The sequence below is a fragment of the Maritimimonas rapanae genome, from assembly GCF_057837205.1.
Genome location: NZ_JBYQFI010000001.1, coordinates 1,628,350 through 1,653,145, shown reverse-complemented (window position 1 = coordinate 1,653,145; position 24,796 = coordinate 1,628,350). Strand labels below are relative to the sequence as shown.

Genomic DNA, 24,796 nt, shown 5'->3' with positions numbered 1-24,796 from the left:
TCTAATCTTTTTTTAAATAAATAGCAGCATCAATACCAACTTCACTCCAAGTTTTACTTACCAAATCTGGCCCTTTGTGTAATTCAAAACATGCTTTGCTTATAGATTCCATAGCTGCTTGTGCTCCAAAGTCGTTTATGATATCTAAATTTCCTTCTAACTGAACAATTTGATCACTTACTACATAAGAAACTGGAATTTCTTTAGAAACACCGTTCATCTTTAAATTTACGGTTCCTTTGCTATCTGATCCTAAATTTATAGTTCCTGTTAACGAAGTAGTAGCATCCATTACACCGAAGAATAATTGCTTTAATTTACTATCACGCTCTTCATCGCCAGAAAATAAACTACTTACAGGTAGATTAAATTGAATTCCATTAAGTGCCTCAACTGCGGTTGCAGCTTCTTTACTATTTAAAATTTCCACTTTTTTAAACTGACCTTTAACTGGTATTTTTGATGTTGTTTTATATCCTGTCCAATTTACAGTAATAGTTTCGGCCACTACAGAAAATTTTGCAGGTTCTTTTTTTACTTCTTTTTTACATGAAATAACAATAGAGCTTAAAATAATTGCTAGCGATAATAGTGCGATTCTTTTCATTGTATTTATTCTATTTTTTGTTCGGTAATTTTTTCTACTAGTTCTATGTATTGTTTTTTTGCAGCGTCTTCAGAAATTTCATTGATCTGAAACCAAGCATTTAATTTAAAAGCATTTCTAACTGGATCTTGCCCTGAAGGAATTGTATAATTATTACCTTTTGTTGCCTGTTTGTAATATGCATACAGTTTTAGCATAGTGTCTGGAGGTAATTTTTCTTTCATAGAAGAAGAAATTTCGTACGCTTTTTGAAATTTTCTATTAATTTCTTCCATGCTTTCTCACATTGACATAAGGTTTAAACCCTTTCAGCAATTACAGTTTTAGCACCGATCGCTTTTTGATTTAAATTAACATTAACCTTCATATCCAAAGGTAAAAAAATATCTACTCTCGAGCCAAACTTTATAAATCCAGCATCACTTCCTTGAGAAACTTGATCACCTACTTTAGCATAATTTACAATACGTCTGGCTAGTGCTCCAGCTATTTGCCGGTATAATATCTCTCCAACATTATTATTTTCTACAACTATAGTAGTTCGTTCGTTTTCTTCAGATGACTTTGGATGCCATGCTACCAAATATTTACCAGGATGATATTTTCTAAAATTTATTTTTCCACTTATAGGATAGCGGGTAACATGAACATTTAATGGAGACATAAAGATGGAAATTTGCCTTCTTTTATCCTTAAAATATTCTTTTTCTTCTACTTCTTCAATTACTACTACTTTACCGTCTACTGGAGCAATAATTTGATCTAAATTTTCTATGATAGTACGCTTTGGGTTTCTAAAAAACTGAAGAATTAAAATAAAAGCACCTAATAGGATTATCATTAACAGTTTGTTCAACCAATCTATACTAACAAATTTGTCAATCAATAAAAATAACCCTGTAAGAATTATAATTGACCCAATAATTATTTTATATCCTTCCTTATGAAACATATTCTAATAAAATAAATGTAAATATACATAAACAAAGGGTGCTGCAAAGATGATACTATCTAACCTGTCAAGAAACCCACCATGACCAGGAATTAAATTACTACTATCTTTTACTTGAGCTTCTCGTTTAAACTTTGATTCAATTAAATCACCTAATAATCCGAAAACAACAATTAATCCTGCAATAATCAACCAGCTTATTAGGGTTAATGTTGGTAGATATTGCGACAAAAAATATGCAGCAATAAGGCTAGCAATTAATCCTCCTATTGCTCCTTCAACTGTTTTGTTTGGGGAAATCTTCTCATATAATTTTGTTTTACCTAAAGTGCTTCCAATAAGGTAAGCAAAAGTGTCATTAGCCCATATTAAAGCAAAAATGGCAATTAATATTTTTGGGTGATATTCATTTTTAATAAAAGGAATACTTGTTAAAAAAACGAAAGGTAAGACTATATAAAAAGTTGATAAAAAGAAATGACCAATCTTACTAGAGGTGATGCTTATTTTTGTTATGAAAAGTTGATATATAAAAGGTATAAATAAAGAAATTATTAAAAAGAACTGAAGATATTTAAAATCTAATTGAGGTAAATTTATAAACCTTAAATAGATTAAAGTTGCTACTACATATGTCCAGTTATATTTAAGATTTATGAGCCTTTTAAACTCATATAGACATAAAAGCATTAACAAATAAAAAACTGCAAAAAAAGATTCTTTAGAGTATAATATAGAGCCAACAATTAAAGCTACATACACTATTCCTGAAATTGCTCTTATTAGCAGCTCTTTCATACTAAAGATCTTCTAACAAAAGTAAATACAGATTTTTTGCATTGGTATTTCCATAACTTAAAAAATCATCATTTGCTTTGCCAGGCATATACCCTTTTATTGAACTAATATTTGTTGGAAAATCGTGAACATAGTTTTTACGAATAGCCATTAGTCCTTCGCTGGTTGTTCTCACTAGCTGACTGGTTCTTGCCAATACAATAAAGTTATTGGGTAATTTAGATAGCTTATGCTGTTGTACTTGATTAGAAGAAAACATAACACTACCGTTATCAGAAATTAAATGTTCACACATCGAAAAGAAAGGTGCATTTAGAGAAATATTTCGTGTGCTATTTTTACCAATAATGGTGAGTAGCTTTACTAGATCTCGATCTATACATACAACCTGTTCCCAATGATGTTCATTAATGATATTGAGTAAATTTTGATTTACCTCCTCAAGATTAGAGCAGTATAAGAATTTACCTCCTTTTTTAATAAAATTGTGAACAAAGATATCATCTAAAGAAAGATCTGTCATATCTACGGCAGATCCTTGGTTATTTGCTATTGAAATATCTTTAACAGGATTGAATAGTTTTTTGAATAAATTCATAATTATTAGCGCTACTACTCAAAAGTAATAAAATGTTAAAAATTAGGCGAATTCTGTTGAAATCTCGCCCTCATTGTTTACATCTTTAATTGGCTTGTCTTCAGTTTTTTCTTCTAAAGCCTTTTCTGAAGCAGCTTCTTTCACAGCTTTAGAACTTGCTAAAGGTTCTTTTATAAACGGGCGTTTACCAAAAATTCGCTCTAGATCGTCACTAAAGATCACTTCTTTTTCAAGGAGTAATTCAGCCAATTCTGTTAATTCCTTTTTATGCTTTAATAAGATTTGTTGAGCACGTTCATATTGATCCTCAATTAATTTAGAAATTTCTTCATCAATTAATTGAGCAGTTTCTTCACTATATGGTTTAGAGAAATTATAATCTGACTGTCCGCTAGAATCATAATAAGTGATATTACCTAGTTTCTCACTTAAACCGTATACTGCAACCATGGCTCTAGCTTGCTTAGTGATTTTTTCAAGATCACTCAAAGCTCCAGTAGAAATCTTATCAAAAATAATCTTCTCAGCAGCTCTACCACCTAAAGTAGCACACATTTCATCAAGCATTTGTTCTGTTCTAACAATCATACGCTCTTCGGGTAAATACCAAGCAGCACCTAATGACTGACCCCTAGGTACAATCGTAACTTTTACTAATGGTGCAGCATGCTCAAGCATCCAACTAACGGTTGCATGCCCAGCCTCATGATAAGCAATTGTTTCTTTCTCTTTTTGAGTAATAATCTTATTTTTCTTTTCTAAACCACCAACTATTCTATCCACAGCGTCTAAAAAGTCTTGATGCATTACAGCTTTATGACCCTTTCTAGCTGCGACCAATGCGGCTTCATTACATACATTGGCAATATCAGCACCAGAAAAACCAGGCGTTTGTTTTGCTAAAAATTCAACATCGGCACTTTTATCTAATTTTAATGGCTTAACATGAACTTCAAAGATTTCTTTACGCTCATTCATGTCTGGTAAATCAACATATATCTGTCTATCAAATCTACCAGCACGCATTAAGGCTTTATCCAATACATCTGCACGGTTGGTTGCTGCTAATACAATAACATTTGTGTCGGTACCAAAACCGTCCATTTCAGTAAGTAATTGATTCAATGTGTTTTCACGTTCATCATTACCTCCTGTTATGTTATTTCTACCTCTAGCTCTACCAATAGCATCAATTTCATCAATAAAAATGATCGATGGTGATTTTTGAGCTGCTTGCTTAAATAAATCACGAACACGTGAAGCACCAACACCAACAAACATCTCTACAAAGTCTGATCCTGATAAAGAGAAGAAAGGTACTTTGGCTTCACCAGCAACAGCTTTAGCTAATAAGGTTTTACCTGTACCTGGAGGACCAACTAATAAAGCTCCTTTAGGTATTTTACCACCAAGTCTAGTGTATTTATCTGGATTTTTTAGAAAATCTACAATTTCTTGTACTTCTTCTTTTGCGCCTTCTAAGCCCGCCACATCTTTAAATGAAGTTTGTACTTTTTGATCTTGATCAAATAGTTTGGCTTTAGATTTACCAATATTAAAGATTTGTCCACCTGGTCCACCGCCACCACCTGCACCAGACATACGACGCATAATGAATATCCAAATAGCAATAATGAATATAAAAGGTAGCCACATAAAAATACCATCCCAAATATTGGTTTGCTTTGCATTATCTCTATCAAAATCTAAATTGGATTCAGTTTTTTCAGTATTCAGTTCATTTTCGAAGTTTTGAAGATCTCCAAAATCAAAAATGTACATAGGATTGTTCTTACTAAAGAAGGGGCTATTCGTTTTTGCTTTATGCTTTTCTTTACTTAAAGCACTCTCCTTTATAAAAACTTGTGCGAAATCATCGTTTACAATAACGATCTTACTAATATCATTATCCTTAAGAATCGTTTTAAACTCATTATCAGATAGTTTATCTGTACTTAGATCAGAACTGTTAAAGAATTGATACCCTAGAATTAAAGCGAAAAGAATACCATAAACCCAATAAAAATTGAATTTGAATTTAAACTCCTTAAAAGGCTTGTTATTTTTTTTATCTTGACTCATGAAATTGTTCTAAAAAATTAAAATTAGTAAGCAGCTTCTATTGAATTAATTTTTGCATCGCCCCAAAGGCTTTCTATATCATAGAATTCTCTAACCTGCTTTTGAAAAATGTGTACCACAACATTTACATAATCAATCAATACCCACTCAGCATTAGCTTCACCCTCAACATGCCATGGTTTGTCTTTTAAAGATTTACTTACTGCTTTTTGCACCGAACCCGAAATTGCATTTACCTGAGTATTAGAATTACCCTCGCAAATAATGAAATAATCACATACTGTATTTTCTATTTCTCTAAGATCTAAGATGCTAATATTTTCTCCTTTTACCTTCTCTATTCCTTTAATTATCTCAGTAATTAACTGATCTGCGCTCGCTTTAGTCTTCGTCATTCAAATTCTTTAATATTACCACAAAGGTATTATATTTTATCGTTAATGAAATGTTATATTTGTATAATTCCATAATGAAAATAGTCAAACTTAATGCCATTAATTCTACCAATACTTTTTTAAAAGATTTGGTTAAAGATTCTAACGCCGAGAATTGGACTATTGTTGTAACTGATAATCAAACTGAAGGTAAGGGGCAACTAAAAAATAAATGGCAATCTGAACCTGGTAAAAACCTTACTTTTAGTGTTTTATGTGAGTTAAATAATTTTAAAGTAGAACATGCTTTTTATTTAAACTGTACTACATCGTTGGCTATTTTTAACGTTTTAAGCGAATATATTCCTAATAAATTAAAGGTTAAATGGCCTAACGACATTTTGTCACATACTAAAAAATTATGCGGTATTTTAATAGAAAATACTGTCAGTAATAGCCAAATAATTCGTTCTATAATTGGTATTGGGTTGAATGTAAATCAAGAAGATTTTGAGAACCTCCCTAATGCAACTTCATTGAGGTTAATTACTGATAAAGAATTTAATAAAGAGATACTACTTGAAAGCATAGCAGGCGAAATTAGAAAACAATCCCAATTAATTGAATCAAGAAATTTTAAACAGATAAAAAAGGATTACGAGGCTAATTTATTTAGAAGAAATATCCCTGCTATGTACCAAGACAAGCATAATCACCAATTTATGGGTAAAATTCTCCGAATTGATGATCAAGGAAAATTAATAGTAGAATTAGAAAACGAATCTATTAAATCATTCGATTTAAAAGAAATTAAATTTATTTAAAGATCTTCTATATTTTCGCTTAAAGTATTGATGAATTTTTTTAATGGACTTTTTACCATCATAGCCATCATTGGATTAAATTTTCCATCAAAAATCAATTGTACTTCGCTACTTTCATCATCTATTTCATAGATATTTCCTGTTAAAGTAAACGGAATTTTATCACTTGCAGCGCCAAGAACCACTTTTTCATTAGGTACTAATTCTTTTATTTTTAATTTAATTTCTGGCATCCCTTTTAATGCAAAAACAAACCCGTTTTCGCGAGTTTCAAACTTATCGATGTTTTCTGGCATTATTTTTTCAAAGTTAGCAGGGTCTGCTAAAAATTCATACATTTCTTTACCAGATTTCTGAGCTGTTACTGTTGGACTTTCTAAATTCATACTTTTTAACTATTGCCACTTATCTGGATTTTTCCTCCATTCTTGCAGCGTTTCTAATTCTTTATTGTTTATATAATTTGATTCTATTGCTTGCTCTAATAAATGATTGTAATCACTCAAAGTTAAGAGTTCTACATTAGAATTTTTAAAATTTTCTTTAGCAAAATCAAATCCGTAAGAAAAGATAGCTATCATACCTTTAACTTTTGCATTAGCATTTTTCAAAGCCTTTACAGCATTTAAACTACTTTTTCCGGTACTTATAAGATCTTCTATAACTACTACATTTTGACCTTCTTTTAAATAACCTTCTATCTGATTTTGCCTACCATGCTTTTTAGGCTCTGGTCGAACATATACAAAAGGTATGCCTAATTTTTCTGCTACTAAAACACCTATTGCTATGGCACCAGTTGCTACACCAGCAATTACATCAGGTTTTCCATATTTTTTTGCTACAATTTTCGCTATATTTTCAGATAAAAAGTTACGAATTTCAACAAAAGAAAGTGTAGTTCGATTGTCACAATAAATAGGAGATTTCCAGCCAGAAGCCCACGTAAAAGGCTCGTTTGGTTGTAGTTTTATGGCTTTGATTTGTAAAAGTAATTCAGCAGTTTTTTTTGCCGTATTTTTGTCTAAAATCATATCGCAAATGTATACAATTTTTGTGAACGATAATGTTATTCATTTAGATGATAACCCTCAAAAAAGTCATCAAAAATTAGTTTATAATTATCAAGATATTGATCTTGATGTAATTATTGACCAACTAGAAAATAATGAGTTAGAATCTATCTGCATTCATCATTATAATTTAGAAGAACTTTGGCATGAATTTAAATCACATTTTAAGATCATAGAAGCTGCTGGAGGTCTTGTGTTTAATGAAGAAAACGAAACTTTATGGATTTACAGATATGATAAGTGGGATCTCCCAAAAGGAAAAATTGAATCTAATGAAAGTGTCGAAGAAGCTTCTTTACGAGAAGTTGAAGAAGAATGTGGTGTGACCAATTTAAAATTAAAGGGTCTAATTACTAAAACCTATCATGTTTATCGACATAAAGGGAATAGAATATTAAAAGTTACGCATTGGTTTAAAATGAGTACCAATCGACAAGAAAAACTGACCCCTCAGATGGAGGAAGGTATTACAAAAGTTGAATGGATTAGTGCTGAAATGCTAGACAATGTGTTAAAAAATACTTATGGTAATATAGATTTATTATGTAAATTTGCCATCCGTTGAGAAAAAAGTAGGAAAAAACGAATTCTAGTTGTTATACATTAGAATAGTTATATCAAAAAAAGAAAAAAAGGATATTAATTACAATTGCTTATGAAGAAAATTACTCCCCTAGTTATTATTTTATTAATTAGTTTACAGTGTGTTTTTGCACAAACGTTAACACATTCTACCAGTCAAGTTATTTTAGATGGTAATTCGATAGCTTGTAATACTAAGGACAATAATGGTAATATTATTTTTGTAAATGCTAATACATTTTACAGAGCTTTTGATCTTAATGATTTCGGAATTATTAGTGATTATGATATTACATCTATAGATTATGGTGTTGAATCATTATCTGGGGCACCTACAGCTGGTTATCCGGTAACAATAAGTATTTACACTGTTAACGGAATTTTTCCTAATGGAAATTTGAACTTAGTTACTCAAATTACTGAAAATTTGCAAGACCAAGTATTGACTTTAAGAAATGTTATATTGAATGCAACAATTCCTGCAAATGCTGAGTTTGTTGTGGCAGTTTCTGTACCTTCAGATGATCCGAATGACGGAGGTTTAGGTCAAACTAAATTCCAAATTGGTTCTAATAAAGGTGGTATTAATGGAGACGGAGACATTGATGGAGATGGTGATGTAGATTCAGATGATGCAGATGTAGATACAGAAATTTTCTCTTATTTTAAGGCAGATGACTGTACTATCCCTAACCCTATCACTTTTGCTGATCAAGGTAGGCCTGATGTTAAAATTGTTATGAATGTTAATGGTAATGGTTCTACTGCTAGTATTGGTGATCTAGATTTGGTAAGTTTTAATTATTACCCGAACCCTGTAAAAGAAAAATTAAACATGGTTGCACAAGAAGAAATTTCTAGTGTAGAGGTTTATAATATTCTAGGTCAACAGGTTAAATCGATGAGACCTTCGCAGTTAAATGCTAGTTTAGATTTAACATCTCTTTCGGCTGGTACTTATATGGTAAGAGCAAGAGTGAATGATAAAATGGGCTCTTTTAAGGTAGTTAAAGAATAAATTACTTAAAAATATTATAGATAAAGCTTCACTTAAGTGGAGCTTTTTTTATGGTTAAAATGGCAGTTGTTTACTTTCTAAAATAGCCTATCTTTGCCCGCTTATAAATTTACAACTATGACTGAGTTTATCAGAAAGCGTACGGCAAATGCCAAGAATGATATTTTATCAGGTTTAACAGTGGCTTTGGCCTTGGTACCTGAGGCTGTTGCTTTTGCTTTTGTAGCAGGTGTTGATCCGTTAGTTGGATTGTATGCTGCATTTATGATAGGCTTAATTACAGCTGTATTTGGAGGCCGCCCAGGAATGATCTCTGGTGCGACTGGAGCTTTAGCTGTTGTAATGGTAAGTTTAGTGTCTGAAGGTAATGCGTTAGGTGCAGAAGGAGAAAATCTTGGATTATATTATCTGTTTGCAACCGTGATTCTAATGGGAATCATTCAAATGCTAGCCGGTGTTTTTAAACTAGGAAAGTTTGTGAGATTAATTCCGCACCCAGTAATGATGGGTTTTGTAAACGGACTGGCGATTGTAATATTCTTATCTCAATTAGGAATGTTTCCTCATTTAATACCAGAAGGTGTATCTTTCTGGGGTAATATGAAAGAGTGGTTTAGTGAATTATTTAAAGGACTTGCTACAAATGGCGCATTTTGGCAAATGCTTGGATTTGTTGTTTTGACGATGGTTATTATGTTTGGTTTACCTAAACTGACTAAGAAATTACCTGAAGCCCTAATTGCTATTTTGGTAGTATCTGCTATTGTAATTTTTGGAGGATTAGATGTTGCAACTGTTGGTAGTTTTATTAGAGAAGGTGGTGGTGAAGGATTAAAAGGAGGATTACCAGTGTTTCAATCAGAGATATTTACCAAAATACCTATGAACTTTGAAACGCTAAAATTTATTTTTCCTTACGCCTTAATATTGGCTGCCATTGGTTTAATAGAATCTTTAATGACTTTAAATCTTATTGACGAATTAACCGAAACTAGAGGTAATTCAAATAAAGAATGTTTAGCACAAGGTGGTGCTAATATTGTTACCGGTTTATTCGGCGGTATGGGTGGTTGCGCAATGATTGGACAGTCAATTATTAACATTAAAGGTGGTGGTAGAGGTCGTCTATCTGGTATAGTGGCAGCATTGGCGCTTTTAGCATTTATATTATTCGCTTCTGATTTAATAGAACAAGTGCCAATCGCAGCTTTGGTTGGCGTTATGTTTATGGTAGTTATAGGCACATTCGCTTGGTCTAGTTTTAGAATTTTGAATAAGATCCCTGTGAGCGATGTAATTGTATTAGTTGCTGTTTCTGCGCTAACTGTAATTTTTGATTTAGCCATAGCCGTTATTGCTGGTGTTATAATTTCAGCTTTAGTGTTTTCTTGGGAAAGTGCGAAGCGAATTAGAGCGCGAAAGCGCATTAAAGAAGATGGAACCAAAGTATATGAAATCTGGGGGCCTTTATTTTTTGGAAGTGTACAAGAATTTAATAGAAAATTTGATTTTAAAAATGATCCTCAAAATGTTGAGATAGATTTTGTAGAATCTCGTGTTAGTGATCATTCTGCTTTAGAAGCAATATTTAGTTTAGTAGAAAAGTACGAAGCCGAAGGAAAGAAAATTACATTAAAGCACTTAAGTGAAGATTGTAAAGTATTATTGTATAAGGCTAGCCCTAAATTTAGAAGTGTTATTGAAGAAGCTATTGATGACCCTCGTTATCATTTAGCCGAAAACCCTGAGGCGTTTACGAAGCCTCTTTCGGAATATAAATTATAGCTTATAAGTGATAGGTATTGTAAATTTTGATTTTATTTTTTTTCCTTTACTGATTGCTGGTTTCCATCCTTTCATTAGTTTAACTACTCTAATTGCTTCTGCATCAACAAGTGGATGAACTTTTCTATATGCTTTCACATTAGCTATACTACCATCAGTATCGACATCAAAACTAATTAGAACGGTACCGTCAAATTTCTTATCTATAGCTATTTGAGGAATGTTAAAATTTTTTACAATTATCTTTTTTATACCTTTTTGACCTCTTTTAAATTCTGGTTGTATAAAGCTTTGTGTGTAAGTATATTCCTTCCCATCATCATCCCAACTTTTACCGTTAATTAATTTTCCATTTTTATAATCCTCTGTATAACATTTTTCACCACTTAATTTAGTGCTTGACCATATTCCATCTTTTTTACCATTTTTATATTTACCTTCAAAAATAGTACTGTCTTTTTCATAAAGGTATTTATAATTACCAGTGCCATTGATTACAGTTTGTTTACCATTACGATCCCAAAAACTAATGATTTCACTTGGTTTGTATTTTTGCAAAGTTTTATTTTTAAAGAATAGAGTTTCTCTTTTTTTTGCCCCATCATCATACCAATAAACCCATTTACCAATAGCTCTTCCTTCACACATCATACCCTGACTACTTTTTTTTCCATTCTCATGGTAATATGTAGTTTTCCCTTCGGGATGAATGATTTCCAATCTATCAGTATTTGTTTCTATATATTTACTAAAGTTAGGATTAATAGTGTCTTTATTCTTAGAAAAGATATCTACTTTATATATTCTTTTTTTGTTTTTTAGGATGTTAATATTTCTAATAACTGCATAGTTTTTGGCTGAATCTTTTAGTACGTATCTATAATCTTTATCATAGTAAATCGTATCTCCATTTTTTTTATAATCTAGATTATTTTGTGAGAAGCTAAAGCTAAAAGATAATAATAAAGTAAGAAGCGCAATTTTTTTCATAAAAAGTATTTATTTAACTCTGACACTAGTAGGGACTAACTTAGTGTAATCACCATTATTTCTGATCACATCTCGTACGATAGATGAAGAAATATAAGAAGTGCTAGCAGCAGTTAATAGAAAAACGGTTTCTATAGGAGCAAGGTCTCTGTTGGTATGGGCAATGGCTTTTTCAAACTCAAAATCAGCTGGATTTCTAAGACCGCGAAGTATAAATTCAACACCTATTTCTTGACAAAAATCAACAGTTAACCCTTGGTACGTAACTATTTTTACCTTAGGCTCGTCTTTAAATGCGTCTTCAATAAATTGCTTACGCTCATCTAATGAGAACATATATTTTTTATCAGCATTAACACCAATTGCAACAATTACTTCATCAAACAACTGTACTCCACGTTTAATAATATCGTAATGGCCTAAGGTTATTGGGTCAAAAGACCCAGGGAAAAGTGCTTTTTTCATAATCATTGATTTAAAGCGGTTTCAATAGCATTACCAAATAATGCTTCTAAATTTATACCAGCAGCTTCCGCTTGTTGAGGCAATAAACTGGCTTCAGTTAAACCGGGTACGGTATTTATTTCTAAAAAATAAGGCTCATCACCTACAAAAATGTATTCTGCGCGCGAAAATCCGCTTAAATTTAGTATTTCATACACTTCTTTAGCCACAGAATTTAAACGTTGTAATTGCTTTTTAGAGATTCGCGCAGGGGTTATTTCTTTTGAGGCACCTAAATATTTTGCTTCATAGTCGAAAAAGTCATTTTCAGAAACTATTTCGGTGGCCGGTAATACTTTAGTTTTTCCTTTATAATCTATAACGCCAATAGAAACTTCTACACCGTCTAAAAAAGATTCTATTAATATCTCATTGTCTTCCGCGAAAGCATAATTAATAGCTTCCTTTAAATTTTTCTGTTGCGTAACTTTACTAATGCCAAAACTAGAACCAGCATTGTTAGGTTTTACAAAACATGGTAGACCTACGGTCTTTATAATCTCTTCTTCATCAATGGCATCGCCATTATCTAAATAAACAGAAGTAGCTGCTTTAATACCATAATGCCTTACAACACTTAATGTATCTCTTTTATTAAATGTGAGTGCCATTTGATAAAATGGAGCAGAGGTATGTTTGATATTAATAAGATCAAAATAAGCTAATATAGTACCGTCTTCACCAGGATGCCCATGAATGGCATTAAAAACACAATCGAAGGAAATTTTGTTTCCATTTAGTAAGAAAGAAAAATCTCCTTTATTTATGGGGTACTCTTTATCGTCTATAACAACTACCCATTTTTCCTTTAAAATATGGGCTTTATAAACATTGTATTTTTCTTTATTTAAGTGCTTATAAACTACATTGCCACTCATTATCGAAATTTCAACTTCAGATGAGTAGCCTCCCATAATAATGGCAATATTTTTTTTCACGTAGCCTGTTTAGAAATGGTTATTAGAACAAAAGTATTGATTCTTGCTGTTAAAAATACTACTTTTTTGAGTAAGTTTGTGATTGCTAAATAAAACCAAAATGCAGCTAATACAGTATTTAAAAAGTAAGCAATTTTTAAGAACTATTATTACCATATTACTAAGTGTTGTGATTGCTATCTTTTTATTAAATAGATTTTTAAGTTTTAGAACCAATCACAATCAAAAAATACCAGTGCCAGATTTGGCAAAGCTTTCGTTGGAAGAAGCAGATAAGAAATTAAAGGAAGCAGATTTAGCCTTTATAGTAATTGATTCTGCTAGTTTTAACGCTGAATATCCTCCGAAATCCGTTTTAGAACAAAATCCTGAAGCAGGAGATTTCGTTAAAGAAGGACGTAAAATTTATCTGACACTTAATGCCTCTAATTATAGAAAAGTTGCCATACCAGATGTTTTAGGAAAAACAAAACGTCAAGTTGTGACACATTTAACTTCTATAGGATTTAGAATCGGCAAATCTACCTACATACCAGACATAGGTAGAGATGTGGTTCGTAAACTAAAATTTGATGGTAAAGAACTCAAAGTTGGCGATATGGTGGCCAAAAACTCTGTAATTGATTTTGTTTTAGGAGATGGAAAATTAGGGAATGATAGCGATGTCGATGAAGACGAAATTTAATGAGTGAACAAGCCATAGATATAGAACAAGATGATCTTTATGAACATTATAAATTTACTGCTAGTGTAGGACAGGAGCCTTTGCGCGTGGATAAATTTTTAATGAATTTTATAGAGAATGCTACACGCAATAAGATTCAGCAAGCTGTAAAAGCAGGTAATGTACTGGTAAATGAAAAAGTTGTAAAGGCTAATCATAAAGTAAAACCTAATGACGTAGTTCGAGTGGTTTTAGCACATCCGCCTCATGAAAATTTATTGGTAGCCGAAGACATTCCGATAGACATTGTTTACGAAGATGATGAGGTTATTGTAGTGAACAAACCTGCTGGCATGGTCGTGCACCCGGGTCATGGAAACTACAGTGGTACACTAGTAAACGGACTCATTAATCATATAGAAAATTTACCTAAAAATTCGAACGAACGCCCTGGCTTAATACATAGAATTGATAAAGATACCAGTGGTTTATTGGTAGTTGCCAAAACAGAATATGCTATGGCAAATTTGGCAAAACAATTTTTTGACCGCACTACAGATCGATTGTATTATGCTTTAGTTTGGGGAAATATAGACGAAGACGAAGGAACAATTACCGGTAATATTGGGCGTAGTTTTAAAAATCGTTTGCAAATGGATGTTTTTCCTAATGGAGAATATGGTAAACATGCTGTAACACATTATAAAGTAATTGAACGATTTAGTTATGTAACTTTAGTAGAATGTAAGCTAGAAACTGGCCGAACACATCAAATTAGAGCACATTTTAAACATATTGGACATACTTTATTTAATGATGAGCGCTATGGAGGAGAAAAGATATTAAAAGGAACCACCTTTACTAAATACAAACAATTTGTAGAAAATTGTTTTAAGATATTACCACGCCAAGCGCTACATGCTAAAACTTTAGGTTTTGAGCACCCAATCACTAAAAAATGGATGCAATTTGATTCTGAAATTCCTCAAGATATGAGAGAATGTTTTGAGAAATGGCGAAATTATACTGTGAATCAAAAATAATAAATTTTAAGTTTCGATTATCGGTTTGTGTATGGTTTGTTGCGTTTGGTTGAGCAACTAAATTAGCAAATACTAACCAAATAGAAAATCCGCGAGGATTTTCGTAAGTAGGCGAGTGCTAGCTATGAATTACACACATTGTTATGTGCTGGATTCTATTTTAATTTGATGACCTTTTGTTAATTCTTCAAGAGTATTTTTAGGTATTTATAGTAATTCCAGATTGTTTTCTAAAAGTATAGTTTCAGCGATTGTTAATGTTTTAATCATAATATTTGGAATACCATTATTGGTAATTTTTAATTTTGAACCCAATATTGTAATTTTAAAAAATATCAGTAATGAAAAAATTACCTTTATTATTTTTATTCTTTGTGTTGTCTTCTTGTTAGAAAAACTACGAAGAGATAAAGCATCCGGAGTTTGGAGAGCAAGATTATGTAACAGATGCAAGTGGAGTACAATACCCTGATGCAGTTCAACAAGGGACTCCACGCTGTGGTCCGGGTTGGGCAAGAAAGCAGTGTCGATTTTTACGTAAATATGATGGGACAGTCTGGGCAGATGCAGAAAATTATTATAGCGACTTTTCAGATATAAAATTTGTAATCTTTAACGGTGATGCATATTTTATATCCTTCTTTAATCTTGATAGTATTACTTCATATTGTGAAGGATGGCAAGTAGGTGAAAATACGTACGATGGAATAAAATGGAATATAGAACTCAAAAGAGATGAGGAAGATGTTTTGTGGTTTGATTATGATTATTATGGGTCTAGTGAAGAAATTGAATACTCTATATCTTATAAATATGAAGTAATTGATGGTTTACTTCATTTTTCAAGTACTGAAGGTGAGGGTCAAACATTTATTTTCAGTCCTTCTGAAAAAAAAATATACAGAAGATTCTCTTGACACAGACGAAATAATTTATTTAAGATGATGTATGTTTTAACCATACTATTTGGAATGCCATTATTGTTAACTTCCTAATATTGAGACTAATTATGTATATTTGGAAAAAATCAGAAATGAAAAAAATACCATTGCTATTTTTTCTCTTGGTGTTATTTTCTTGTTCGAAAACCTTTGAACCGCTAGTGCATCCGGAGTTTGGAGAGCAAGATATTGTAACAGATGCAAGCGGCGTACAATATCCAGGTTTGGATCCACCGGCATATCAATACTGTGGTCCGGGGTGGGGAGCAAAAATGTGTCGATTTCTAAATAAATATGATGGGACAGTCTGGGCAGATTCAGAAAATTATTATAGCGACTTTTCAGATATAAGATTTGAAAAATTTTCAACAGGAAATCATTTTATATCCTTCTTTAATCTTGATAATATTGTTTCATATTGTCAAGGATGGAAATTAGGTGAAAATACGTACGACGGAATAAAATGGAATATAGAAATCAAAAGAGATGAGTTCGATGTTTTGCAGTTTAGATATGATTATTATGGGTCTAGTGAAGAAATTGAATATTCTATAACTTATAAATATGAAGTAATTGATGGTTTACTTCATTTTTCAAGTACTGAAGGAGAAGGTAAAACATTTATTTTTCATCCTTCCGAAAAAAATTATTCAGAAGATGTTCTTGAAACAGACGAAGTCATTAGATTAGAAGGATGTCTGTTTCAATAATTTTATCCAGTGTAATGACTCATCATCTTTATGAGATACAGTTTAGACTTTAGTCATTATGTAAGCTAATACTTTAATAAGTAGTTTACGATATTAGAATTGCCAAATTCGGTATTTCTTTTGTTTCCCATTTTCTATTTTTTCTTGCACATAAAGTTTAGATATCGTTCCGCTTTAATGAATTGTATCGGTCGATAAACGAAGTTAGCAGAAAACAAGTTAAGAATCAAGTTAAATTAATGCAAACCTAAACCCAAAAACAGGTAATCTATCTTGTATAAAGTCAATATCTTTATATCGTTGAAATCCTAACTTTTCATACATTTTCCAAGCAACTTGCATAGCTTTTGTAGAATGTATAATTAATTGTTTATTACCAGATTGTTTGGCTTTTTCTATACATGCTAAGCTTAATAATTTACCAATACCTAGCCCTCTAGTATTTGGGTCTACAGCTAATAATCTAAAACCAGAAGCATTTTTCTCTTGTGTTGCCGTACCATCAGAACCGTAGTATTGCATATCATCAAAATATACTACGCCACCGCCAATTTTACCGCTTTCAGTTACTGCAACAAGCAACTCGGTTTTTGGTTTTTCCGTTTGTTCACCAATATTGGCAAGCATTTCATAATACTTAGGCTGTTCTTCTGGTGATGGAAATCCTTCTAATTGAGAATATACTTCTACCATTAATTGACCAATAGTTTTAAATTCTTCTGGTTTGGCGTTTCTAACCTTATATTTAGATGCAGCTTTCATATATTATGATTTCTTATTTCATAAATCATATTATCTGAATCGTCTTTGTCTTTCCTACTAGAATTTAATATAAATCCATTTTTGATTAATAGATGTTTAGAACTTTCATTATTATATGCAGTAAAAGCTTCGATTAAGTGTAAGTTTAATTCATTAAACCCAAATTCTAATACAGCATTTAATGCTTCGGACATAATACCTTTATTATGATGTTTAAAATCCAAATCATAGCCCGTTTCAGCTCTTTTTCTATCTTTAGAAAAGTTCCATAAGCAAATAGAACCGATCATTTCGTCAGTTTCTTTTAAACAAATGGCCCAATTAATATTGCTACCGTTTTTATAACCTTTATTAATCTTTATAATAAAATCTTCAGCATCCTTAAGATCTTTAGTCGCTGGTCTATTAATGTATTTATTTACAGTTTCATCTGATCTTAAGAAGAGTACGGCTTCTTTATCATCAAGAGTAATTTCTCTTAAAACCAATCTTTCGGTAGTCAGTTTTGGGTATTCTTTAAACACAAACATTATTTTTTATTCTTTATCCCAATTATTTGAGCAGCTATACTAACAGCAATTTCCTCAGGTGTTTGGCTCGTAATAGATAGACCTATTGGCGCATGTACTTTTGCTAGTTCATCTTCGGTATATCCTTTATTCTGCATCACTTCATACATCGTTTTTAGTTTGGCTTTACTACCTAATACACCAATAAACTTGAATTTTTTCCTTATCAATTTGGTTAAGGCTAATTTGTCATCGGTATACTTATTGGTCATTATTGCCACGTAGTTGTTAGAACCTTCAGGAATATATTCTGCGACAGCATTATAATCTATAATATGTTTTTTATGAGCATACGAATTTTGCTCAAAAGTATTTAGATGATCTCTATTGTCAAAAATCACAACACAAAAGCCTAATTGTTTAAACAGTTTTGATGTAGCTAAACCAACATGACCGCCTCCAACAATATAGAGTGTTTCTTTGAACCCTAGTTGTTCTTCAAAAAACCAATCATTTTCATTTTTAACTTTGTGTTGATATTTTTTGTCGGAAATTTTATGTGAAAAATAAAACGAACCTTGAGTTAGGCTCAACGTACCAGTTTGATTATTCTGCAAACATTCTAAAATATTTTCAATAACAGAAATAAAGGATGTATCTAAAGCATGAAAAACTACGGTTTGTTCACCAGAACAGATCATACCTGAGCCACCATTTCTACTCCCTTTATGGTTTTGATGTTTTAAAAATGTCTTATGTTCTTTCTTTTTTAATAAATCTTTACATAATTCAACAAGATTGTATTCCATCACACCACCACCTATAGAACCATAAATTTCATTATCGCTAGCCACAGCCATTTTAAAACCTTGACGACCAGGTGAACTACCACTATGATAAATAACTGTCATAGCGTAGATAGTTTTACCTTCCTTAAGTTTTGAATGTATAAATTGCCAGTAGTTCATATTAAATTTTAGCTCTTCGGTCTTTTAAAATTTTAGCAAAAGATCGTGTTCTTATTTCATCTAAAGTTAATCCAGTAGCCAATACTTCATCGATAGTAATTGCGCCACTATTTAAAGCTTTTAAGAAATAATTTAATAATCCTTGCCCAGTAGCGGCATCGTCAAAAGTATCACCTATCAATGTAGCTTGAGCGGCTTTTTCAACAAATGTTTTTAAACGGATAACTGCATCATCATAACTTTCTAAAAAGAATGCGTACACTGCTGTATAACGCATGGGCAGTTGTGCAGGATTTAAATCCCAACCTTGATACAACCCTTTATATAACGAATGACGGATATGATTATAACCTTTTAGCCATGCCTTATGTACTACCTCTTTGTTTTCCTGTTCTTGTTGAGGTGTTAAATCACCACGATGAGGTCCAATGGGCATGGTGTTTGTCGCACCATCTGAAAGCCAAACACCTGTGTGATTTAAAGCAACCTTTGTTATATAATGTGCAAAATCACAAACATCATGATCCATTTCTTGATATTTAGCTGTGATATTGTTAGAAGCCGTATAATCATACGTTCCGAAATGTGTAGCAATACATCTTCCTTTACTTGCTGTAATTAAAGTTCGTAATGGATTCACACCATCTTTATTTATAATAGATTGCGTAGTCTCTACCATAATTTCCATTTCGAGACTACCCTTCTCTAAATTAAATTGATCTTCTATAATTTCGAAAAAAGAAACTAAAGCCTCAATTTGTTCTGGTATTGTTACTTTGGGTAACATTACTACAAAATTTTCTGGTAGTTTACCATTAGTTTCTGTTAATAGAGTACTTAGAAAAATATCTAAGGTTCTTAGACCTCGTTCCTTTAGTTCTTCTGTAAAAGGTTTTATTCGAATACCTATAAAGGGAGACAAAGAATTTTCTAACATACCTTTAGCTACGGCTTTTGCAGCATCGATAGCCGTTTGATCTTCTTCGGCATCAGGTCTATTACCAAAACCGTCTTCGAAATCGATTCTAAAATCTTCTACAGCTTCACTCTTTAATTTAGCGATAACCTTATTGTAAATTCTATATGAGAATCCTGCAGGATGCTTTTTTAGCTGTTCATCAGTTAACTTCTCTACATTTTGAATAAACTTTTCTTTTTCAGAATCATTAGATGGAAATTGTTCATGGCCTTGTAGTTGAAAAGCGTTGCCAAATTCAATAAAATTTGGAGCATAGGCTAGTAAAGATCTTAAAGCAATATCACCAAGTACTTTTGGAGTATTTGATTTAAATAAATTAGCACCACCATAAACTGTATGGATGGGTTGACGATCTTCTCGATCACCCTTGTATATTTTATTAAAAGCTTGGTTAGCTTCTTTTAATCTATCAAATATTAGTTTCTTTTTATCTGATTGTATACTTAAATTCATATTAAAATCTCAAAAATTAACTTCCGCGATACGTCGAATATCCATAAGGATTAATCAATAGCGGAATATGATAATGACTATTATCTTTTACTTCAAATTGTATAGATACTTCTGGATAAAATCCTTTTTGACCCTTTTCTTCATAATAATTTTTGGTATTGAATTGCATTACATAGATACCTTTATCAAGAATTTTGCCTGGTGGCAATACGTCTGAAATTCTTCCGTCTAGGTTGGTAATTCCAGTACTAATTGGCTTCCATTCATCATTTATAATTCCTTTTAAAGTGATGTTCATTCCGTTGGCTGGAATTCCAACTGAGGTATCTAAAGCATGAGTTGTAATATGGCTTTTAAAATTACCAGTCGAAATCTCATTTATTAATTTAGCTAAACGAATTACTGTTATTTTATGCTGCTCATTCATAGCTACATACAATTCATTTTTTCTGTCGTGATGCAGTCTTGTTTTTAGAATAGCTAACATTTCATTAGCAGATTTTCCGCTGGCGCTCACTATAAAAATATATCCATATTTCTCTTCATATAATGAATTAGCAATGGCTAATTCTTGAATAATTTCATCTGTCGCTTCGGATAGTTTTGCCTGTTCGTTACCAGCCCATTCTTTTGTATTAGCAAATTTTTCTCTTAAGGTATTTACATCACCAATTTTAGGATGACCAGTAAATGCTTCTTTCCAATCAACGTCATTACATTGTCCATACCAAATATCAGCAGCTTTGTTGATTAAATCATTAGCTGAAGCGAATGGCATTGTATCAACCATACTAGCTACCCAATTTTTAGAAACACAACATTTTTGCAATGCTACGGTTGCATCTTCTTTTGATAATTGATTGAATTCGTTTAAAGTCATAGCTTGTTATTTTAAAGCTTGTTGATGTATCCAACATTCTATAAGATCACGTTCTTTTTGAGTCATACCAGTTTCATTGCCTAAAGGCATATTTTTACTAACAACAACACGCTGAAAGATCTTATCTCTTAGATTTACAATTTGCTCTTTTGTATCATATTTCACACCATTTGGAGCTGTTTTCCATACTTGATCTGTTGGAGTTGCTGAATGGCAACTCACACATCTATTTTGTATAATGGTATTTACTTGGTTAAAAGTAATATCTTCTTCGCAACCTTCAATTTTATTTGAAGGAGCAGTTACAAAAGCTACTGCCAGTAGCATAATTATAGCTATTGGCATTACCCATACAGAAAGCTGCTCTTTTTCACGTAAATTTAAGTAATGTTTAATACCTGCACTACCAACCGAAATTGCTAAAAGAACAATCCATTGATAAGTATGACCAAAAGTACTTGGAAAATGGTTGCTTATCATTACAAAAAGTACAGGTAGTGTTAAATAGTTATTGTGTAATGACCTCATACCGGCTGCTTTTGCTAAAGCAGCATCTGGTAATTTTCCTTTTTTAGCAGCATTTACCATTGCTTTTTGAGCAGGGATAATTACAAAAAATACATTGGCAGCCATAATGGTACCTAACAAGGCACCGAAATGAATATACGCTGCTCTTGCATTAAATACTTGTGTGTAAAACCAAGCAAAGCACCCACATATAAGTATTCCTATGAAGGTGAAAAGGTGATTTTGTTTAAAATTCTTACATAAATAATCATATATAACCCATCCGAAAACTAAAGAAATAATACCAATTGAGATAGCAGTAATGGGTTTTAAATTCATTACTTCTGGATCTATCAAAAAGGATTTGGCATTAAAATAATAAACCACGAATAGTAAACAGAAGCCTGTTAACCAAGTAAAATAAGCTTCGTATTTAAACCAATGTAATTCTTTAGGAATTTTTTTAGGTGCTAGTTTATACTTTTCTAAATAATAGAATCCACCACCGTGAATTGCCCATAAATTACCCGCTAATTCATCTCTTACATCTTTCGTTCTATTTAATGCATTTTCTAAAAACACAAAATAGAAAGAAGCACCAATCCAAGCAATTCCGAAAGTTATATGAATCCATCTAATGATAAGATTTAGCCATTCAAAAAAATGACTTTCGTAAATGGTTTTTTTGATGAAAAAATAATAGAGTATAAAAACACAAAGAATGCTTGCCGTTACCAGTAGTGTATACACTATGTTTTGTTTAATAGCAACTTTATGAACTAAAGACTCATCATCTTGTTGCTTGGCAATTTTCATTTGATGATGAAGGGTATAGGTAGCTTTAACCGTAATAATTAAAATCAGTAATCCGAAAAGTAAAGCTATTATCCCTGTCATTCTATTTTTTAATTGTACCTAACACACGTAATCTACTTACGCCACCATCTGGATAAATTTTTAATTTAACATGGGTAACAACTTCGTCGCGTTCAATGAGATCATCACTCTTAAAAATATTCTCTCTGTGTGGAGATAATCCTTTTTTTGGAAGAATACTCAGCCACTCTACTTTATTATTCAACACATCTTCATCATTTTCTGAATAACAACAATCAATAGCACACTTATGAGGATAGTTTCCTTTAAAATGATAAGTATCTACAATTAGTTTTTCGATAAATCCTTTGTGTCCTAATTTTATAATTACCCAATCTTCATTATCTGGTGTTCTATTACGCTTAGTCTCCCAACCATCTCCCATGTCTTTCCCTTTACTAGGATTGATGAGATTATGCATAGAACTAAAGAACATATCATTACAAGTTAAAACCTTGCCGCAATTATTTACCAAAGCCAAGTCTATTTCATTTTCATCACTAACTTTATTCCAATCTTTATAGACTTCTCCATAAACTCTAAATCTAGCAACACCTCCATCTGGATAAATATGCAATCTCACATGTGTATAAACCTTATCAGATTCAACCTCAAAAAGATGCTGACTACCAGGTTCTAAAGGAGATTTTGGTAAAATTTCATCCCAATCTAAATAATTTGCTAGTTGCCAATCTTCAACTTCTCCTTCAAAATACATGGCATCTACTGATGCAAAAGGCGGATGATTTCCTAAAAAATGATTAGTATCTATATCAAATCCTTTAATTTTTCCTTCTGACCCTAATTTTACTACAGCCCAATCATGTCCTTTATCACGTTTGCGACGCGATTCCCATCCATCCATCCATTTACCATGATCGGTGTATTTATCCTCGATAAAAATACCGCGACCAGGTTTAATGAGGTTTTCTTTTTCGGCAAAAAAATCATCAGTAGCAAAGACAACTTTGCCACCAATTTTTTCTGAAGCCAGATCGGTAAAAGTTAATAACTTGTGTCCCAAAATTAAAGGTTTAGATTTTTAATAATAATTCTCCTGCACTTAATTCCTTTAATTTATTATTCTCAACAACGTGCCTCCCCTTAACAAAGGTATGAATTATTTTACCTTTTAAAGTCTCATTTAAATATGGAGTAATTTTATGTTTATGTGTAATAATATCTTTAGTAACTGTATACTCTTGGTTCTCATTCCAAATAGTTATATCTGCTTCATAACCAGGTTTTAAATATCCTTTTTTATGATCTAATCCCAAAAATATTGCGGGTTTAGAAGTTAATAATGGTATTAATTTTTCTAAAGTTAATCCTCTGCTTTCTCCAGATTTCCATAAAGCAGATAAGCTGAACTGTAAACCAGCAATACCACCCCAAGCTTTAAATAAATCACCACTATCTAATTCTTTCATTTCTACCGGAGCAGGAGAGTGATCAGATGCTAAAAAATCAAATTCATCATTTAATAATGCATTCCATAAACGATCATTATTTTCTTTTTCCCTTATTGGAGGAGCACATTTGTAAATCGGATTTTCGTCAGGAATAGTTTCTGCATTAAAAAATAAATAGTGTGGACAGGTCTCAACTGTTAATTTTTTAGTTCTTTTTTTATGCTTATTTATTGATTCTAAACCATTTGCAGCAGAGAGGTGAACAACATGTGTTTTTATGTTATACTTTTCTTGTAAATCAAGCGTTAGTTTAAGTGCATTTAATTCCCATTCCGTGGGTCTAGATGCTAAATACGCTCTATAGCTTTTTGGATTATTTATTACCTGCGGAATGTTTTTATTCTCCCCCAATTCGCAATGCAGTAATAGAGGTAAATCATATACAGCTAAAATAGGAGCAATTTTTTCGAGATCGGTTTTAGAAACATTTGGAAACTCACTAATACCCGAATGGGTTAAAAAACCTTTTATGCCAAAAACACCAGCTTTTATAAGCGGTTCTATATCTCTTTCATTCTTTGGAATTACACCTCCATAAAATCCACAATTAACGTGTAATTGTTTTCTGGTAGCTTTCTTCTTAAGTTCAAATGCCTCTACATTAGTTGTAACGGGATCTGAATTTAAAGGCATTTCTATTAGGGTAGTAATTCCACCTAATGCGGCTGCTTTAGTGGCAGAATCAAAGCCTTCCCAATGAGTTCGTCCTGGTTCATTAATATGCACGTGAGCATCAATAATACCAGGCATTATTATTAGCTCACCAAAATCATGAAAAGGAATATCTTCTTTAGGATGTTTTCCATTTAAAACAGTATGAATTTTACTATCAACTATATGTATGGTTGTTTCAATTAATTGCGTATCAATCCAGCATCGTTTACTATAAAGCAAGAACTCATTCATA

General features: G+C 31.9%; 27 protein-coding genes. 7 read left to right on the top strand and 20 right to left on the bottom strand.

The window, feature by feature from the left end:
- Position 1 precedes the first annotated feature (1 nt).
- From AC3IF2_RS07885 to rsfS, 7 genes are read right to left on the bottom strand one after another with little or no spacing between them, the layout of a single operon-like run.
- On the bottom strand, positions 2-607 hold the full coding sequence (locus AC3IF2_RS07885) for a YceI family protein (protein WP_489166530.1): 606 nt from the start codon (positions 605-607) through the stop codon (positions 2-4).
- A gap of 5 nt (positions 608-612) precedes the next feature.
- Complete coding sequence (locus AC3IF2_RS07880) at positions 613-882, bottom strand: acyl-CoA-binding protein (RefSeq protein ID WP_489166529.1); 270 nt, start codon at positions 880-882, stop codon at positions 613-615.
- A 23-nt stretch (positions 883-905) separates the two neighbouring features.
- Positions 906-1,559, bottom strand: coding sequence for a phosphatidylserine decarboxylase family protein (locus AC3IF2_RS07875; RefSeq protein ID WP_489166528.1), 654 nt, complete (start codon positions 1,557-1,559; stop codon positions 906-908).
- Positions 1,560-1,562: 3 nt separating this feature from the next.
- Entirely contained in the window at positions 1,563-2,357 is a 795-nt protein-coding gene (locus AC3IF2_RS07870) for a phosphatidate cytidylyltransferase (protein ID WP_489166527.1), read from the bottom strand.
- Between the two features lies 1 nt (position 2,358).
- Entirely contained in the window at positions 2,359-2,955 is a 597-nt protein-coding gene (locus AC3IF2_RS07865; RefSeq protein ID WP_489166526.1) for an LUD domain-containing protein, read from the bottom strand.
- Between the two features lie 42 nt (positions 2,956-2,997).
- Complete coding sequence (gene ftsH, locus AC3IF2_RS07860) at positions 2,998-5,037, bottom strand: ATP-dependent zinc metalloprotease FtsH (RefSeq protein WP_489166525.1); 2,040 nt, start codon at positions 5,035-5,037, stop codon at positions 2,998-3,000.
- Between the two features lie 23 nt (positions 5,038-5,060).
- Positions 5,061-5,432, bottom strand: a complete 372-nt coding sequence (rsfS, locus tag AC3IF2_RS07855) for a ribosome silencing factor (protein WP_489166524.1) — start codon at positions 5,430-5,432, stop codon at positions 5,061-5,063.
- Between the two features lie 74 nt (positions 5,433-5,506).
- On the opposite strand from rsfS, the gene AC3IF2_RS07850 reads away from it, so the two are divergent.
- The gene (locus AC3IF2_RS07850; protein WP_489166523.1) at positions 5,507-6,235 is read left to right on the top strand and encodes a biotin--[acetyl-CoA-carboxylase] ligase; all 729 of its coding nucleotides are present in this window, start codon (positions 5,507-5,509) and stop codon (positions 6,233-6,235) included.
- On the opposite strand, the gene AC3IF2_RS07845 is transcribed toward AC3IF2_RS07850, so the two are convergent.
- Together AC3IF2_RS07845 and pyrE are read right to left on the bottom strand one after the other, a co-directional pair.
- Positions 6,232-6,621: an SRPBCC family protein gene (locus AC3IF2_RS07845; RefSeq protein ID WP_489166522.1), complete on the bottom strand. Its 390-nt coding sequence runs from the start codon at positions 6,619-6,621 to the stop codon at positions 6,232-6,234. The genes AC3IF2_RS07850 and AC3IF2_RS07845 overlap by 4 nt on opposite strands.
- A gap of 9 nt (positions 6,622-6,630) precedes the next feature.
- Entirely contained in the window at positions 6,631-7,269 is a 639-nt protein-coding gene (pyrE, locus tag AC3IF2_RS07840; RefSeq protein ID WP_489166521.1) for an orotate phosphoribosyltransferase, read from the bottom strand.
- Between the two features lie 7 nt (positions 7,270-7,276).
- Here pyrE and AC3IF2_RS07835 point away from each other — a divergent pair, with 7 nt between their 5' ends.
- The 3 genes from AC3IF2_RS07835 (at position 7,277) to AC3IF2_RS07825 (ending at position 10,693) form a co-directional block, all read left to right on the top strand.
- The gene (locus tag AC3IF2_RS07835) at positions 7,277-7,873 is read left to right on the top strand and encodes an NUDIX hydrolase (protein ID WP_489166520.1); all 597 of its coding nucleotides are present in this window, start codon (positions 7,277-7,279) and stop codon (positions 7,871-7,873) included.
- 90 nt (positions 7,874-7,963) lie between these two features.
- Positions 7,964-8,908: a T9SS type A sorting domain-containing protein gene (locus AC3IF2_RS07830; protein ID WP_489166519.1), complete on the top strand. Its 945-nt coding sequence runs from the start codon at positions 7,964-7,966 to the stop codon at positions 8,906-8,908.
- 117 nt (positions 8,909-9,025) lie between these two features.
- The gene (locus tag AC3IF2_RS07825; RefSeq protein WP_489166518.1) at positions 9,026-10,693 is read left to right on the top strand and encodes a SulP family inorganic anion transporter; all 1,668 of its coding nucleotides are present in this window, start codon (positions 9,026-9,028) and stop codon (positions 10,691-10,693) included.
- Here the strand turns inward: AC3IF2_RS07825 and AC3IF2_RS07820 are convergent.
- The 3 genes from AC3IF2_RS07820 to AC3IF2_RS07810 are packed head-to-tail and all read right to left on the bottom strand — an operon-like array spanning position 10,688 to position 13,125.
- A complete protein-coding gene (locus AC3IF2_RS07820; RefSeq protein WP_489166517.1) occupies positions 10,688-11,683 on the bottom strand; it encodes a TonB family protein in 996 nt (331 codons plus the stop codon). The genes AC3IF2_RS07825 and AC3IF2_RS07820 overlap by 6 nt on opposite strands.
- Before the next feature lie 9 nt (positions 11,684-11,692).
- The gene (gene coaD, locus AC3IF2_RS07815; protein WP_489166516.1) at positions 11,693-12,148 is read right to left on the bottom strand and encodes a pantetheine-phosphate adenylyltransferase; all 456 of its coding nucleotides are present in this window, start codon (positions 12,146-12,148) and stop codon (positions 11,693-11,695) included.
- A gap of 2 nt (positions 12,149-12,150) precedes the next feature.
- Positions 12,151-13,125, bottom strand: coding sequence for a D-alanine--D-alanine ligase (locus tag AC3IF2_RS07810; protein ID WP_489166515.1), 975 nt, complete (start codon positions 13,123-13,125; stop codon positions 12,151-12,153).
- 100 nt (positions 13,126-13,225) lie between these two features.
- On the opposite strand from AC3IF2_RS07810, the gene AC3IF2_RS07805 reads away from it, so the two are divergent.
- The 3 genes from AC3IF2_RS07805 to AC3IF2_RS07795 all read left to right on the top strand — a co-directional run bounded on the left by AC3IF2_RS07805 (position 13,226) and on the right by AC3IF2_RS07795 (position 16,483).
- Positions 13,226-13,810 carry a PASTA domain-containing protein gene (locus tag AC3IF2_RS07805; RefSeq protein ID WP_489166514.1) on the top strand — a complete coding sequence of 195 codons (585 nt, stop codon included), beginning with the start codon at positions 13,226-13,228 and terminating at the stop codon, positions 13,808-13,810.
- A complete protein-coding gene (locus AC3IF2_RS07800; protein WP_489166513.1) occupies positions 13,810-14,832 on the top strand; it encodes an RluA family pseudouridine synthase in 1,023 nt (340 codons plus the stop codon). The genes AC3IF2_RS07805 and AC3IF2_RS07800 overlap by 1 nt, the downstream gene beginning before the upstream one ends.
- A 1,033-nt stretch (positions 14,833-15,865) precedes the next feature.
- A complete protein-coding gene (locus AC3IF2_RS07795) occupies positions 15,866-16,483 on the top strand; it encodes a hypothetical protein (RefSeq protein ID WP_489166512.1) in 618 nt (205 codons plus the stop codon).
- A 231-nt stretch (positions 16,484-16,714) separates the two neighbouring features.
- Here the strand turns inward: AC3IF2_RS07795 and AC3IF2_RS07790 are convergent, their stop codons facing one another.
- Genes AC3IF2_RS07790 through allB form a run of 8 tightly spaced genes read right to left on the bottom strand, consistent with a single transcriptional unit; the run spans position 16,715 to position 24,795 of the window.
- Complete coding sequence (locus tag AC3IF2_RS07790) at positions 16,715-17,245, bottom strand: GNAT family N-acetyltransferase (RefSeq protein ID WP_489166511.1); 531 nt, start codon at positions 17,243-17,245, stop codon at positions 16,715-16,717.
- The gene (locus AC3IF2_RS07785) at positions 17,242-17,769 is read right to left on the bottom strand and encodes a GNAT family N-acetyltransferase (RefSeq protein WP_489166510.1); all 528 of its coding nucleotides are present in this window, start codon (positions 17,767-17,769) and stop codon (positions 17,242-17,244) included. The genes AC3IF2_RS07790 and AC3IF2_RS07785 overlap by 4 nt, the downstream gene beginning before the upstream one ends.
- Positions 17,770-17,774: 5 nt before the next feature.
- Positions 17,775-18,722, bottom strand: a complete 948-nt coding sequence (locus AC3IF2_RS07780; RefSeq protein ID WP_489166509.1) for an XdhC family protein — start codon at positions 18,720-18,722, stop codon at positions 17,775-17,777.
- 1 nt (position 18,723) lies between these two features.
- Positions 18,724-20,154: a DUF6986 family protein gene (locus AC3IF2_RS07775; RefSeq protein ID WP_489166508.1), complete on the bottom strand. Its 1,431-nt coding sequence runs from the start codon at positions 20,152-20,154 to the stop codon at positions 18,724-18,726.
- A 16-nt stretch (positions 20,155-20,170) separates the two neighbouring features.
- Positions 20,171-21,034 (bottom strand): 2-oxo-4-hydroxy-4-carboxy-5-ureidoimidazoline decarboxylase, encoded by an 864-nt coding sequence (uraD, locus tag AC3IF2_RS07770; protein WP_489166507.1) that lies wholly within the window; start codon positions 21,032-21,034, stop codon positions 20,171-20,173.
- Positions 21,035-21,040: 6 nt separating this feature from the next.
- Entirely contained in the window at positions 21,041-22,438 is a 1,398-nt protein-coding gene (locus AC3IF2_RS07765) for a urate hydroxylase PuuD (RefSeq protein WP_489166506.1), read from the bottom strand.
- Position 22,439: 1 nt separating this feature from the next.
- The gene (alc, locus tag AC3IF2_RS07760; protein ID WP_489166505.1) at positions 22,440-23,441 is read right to left on the bottom strand and encodes an allantoicase; all 1,002 of its coding nucleotides are present in this window, start codon (positions 23,439-23,441) and stop codon (positions 22,440-22,442) included.
- 10 nt (positions 23,442-23,451) lie between these two features.
- Positions 23,452-24,795 carry an allantoinase AllB gene (allB, locus tag AC3IF2_RS07755; protein ID WP_489166504.1) on the bottom strand — a complete coding sequence of 448 codons (1,344 nt, stop codon included), beginning with the start codon at positions 24,793-24,795 and terminating at the stop codon, positions 23,452-23,454.
- Between the last annotated feature and the right edge of the window lies 1 nt (position 24,796).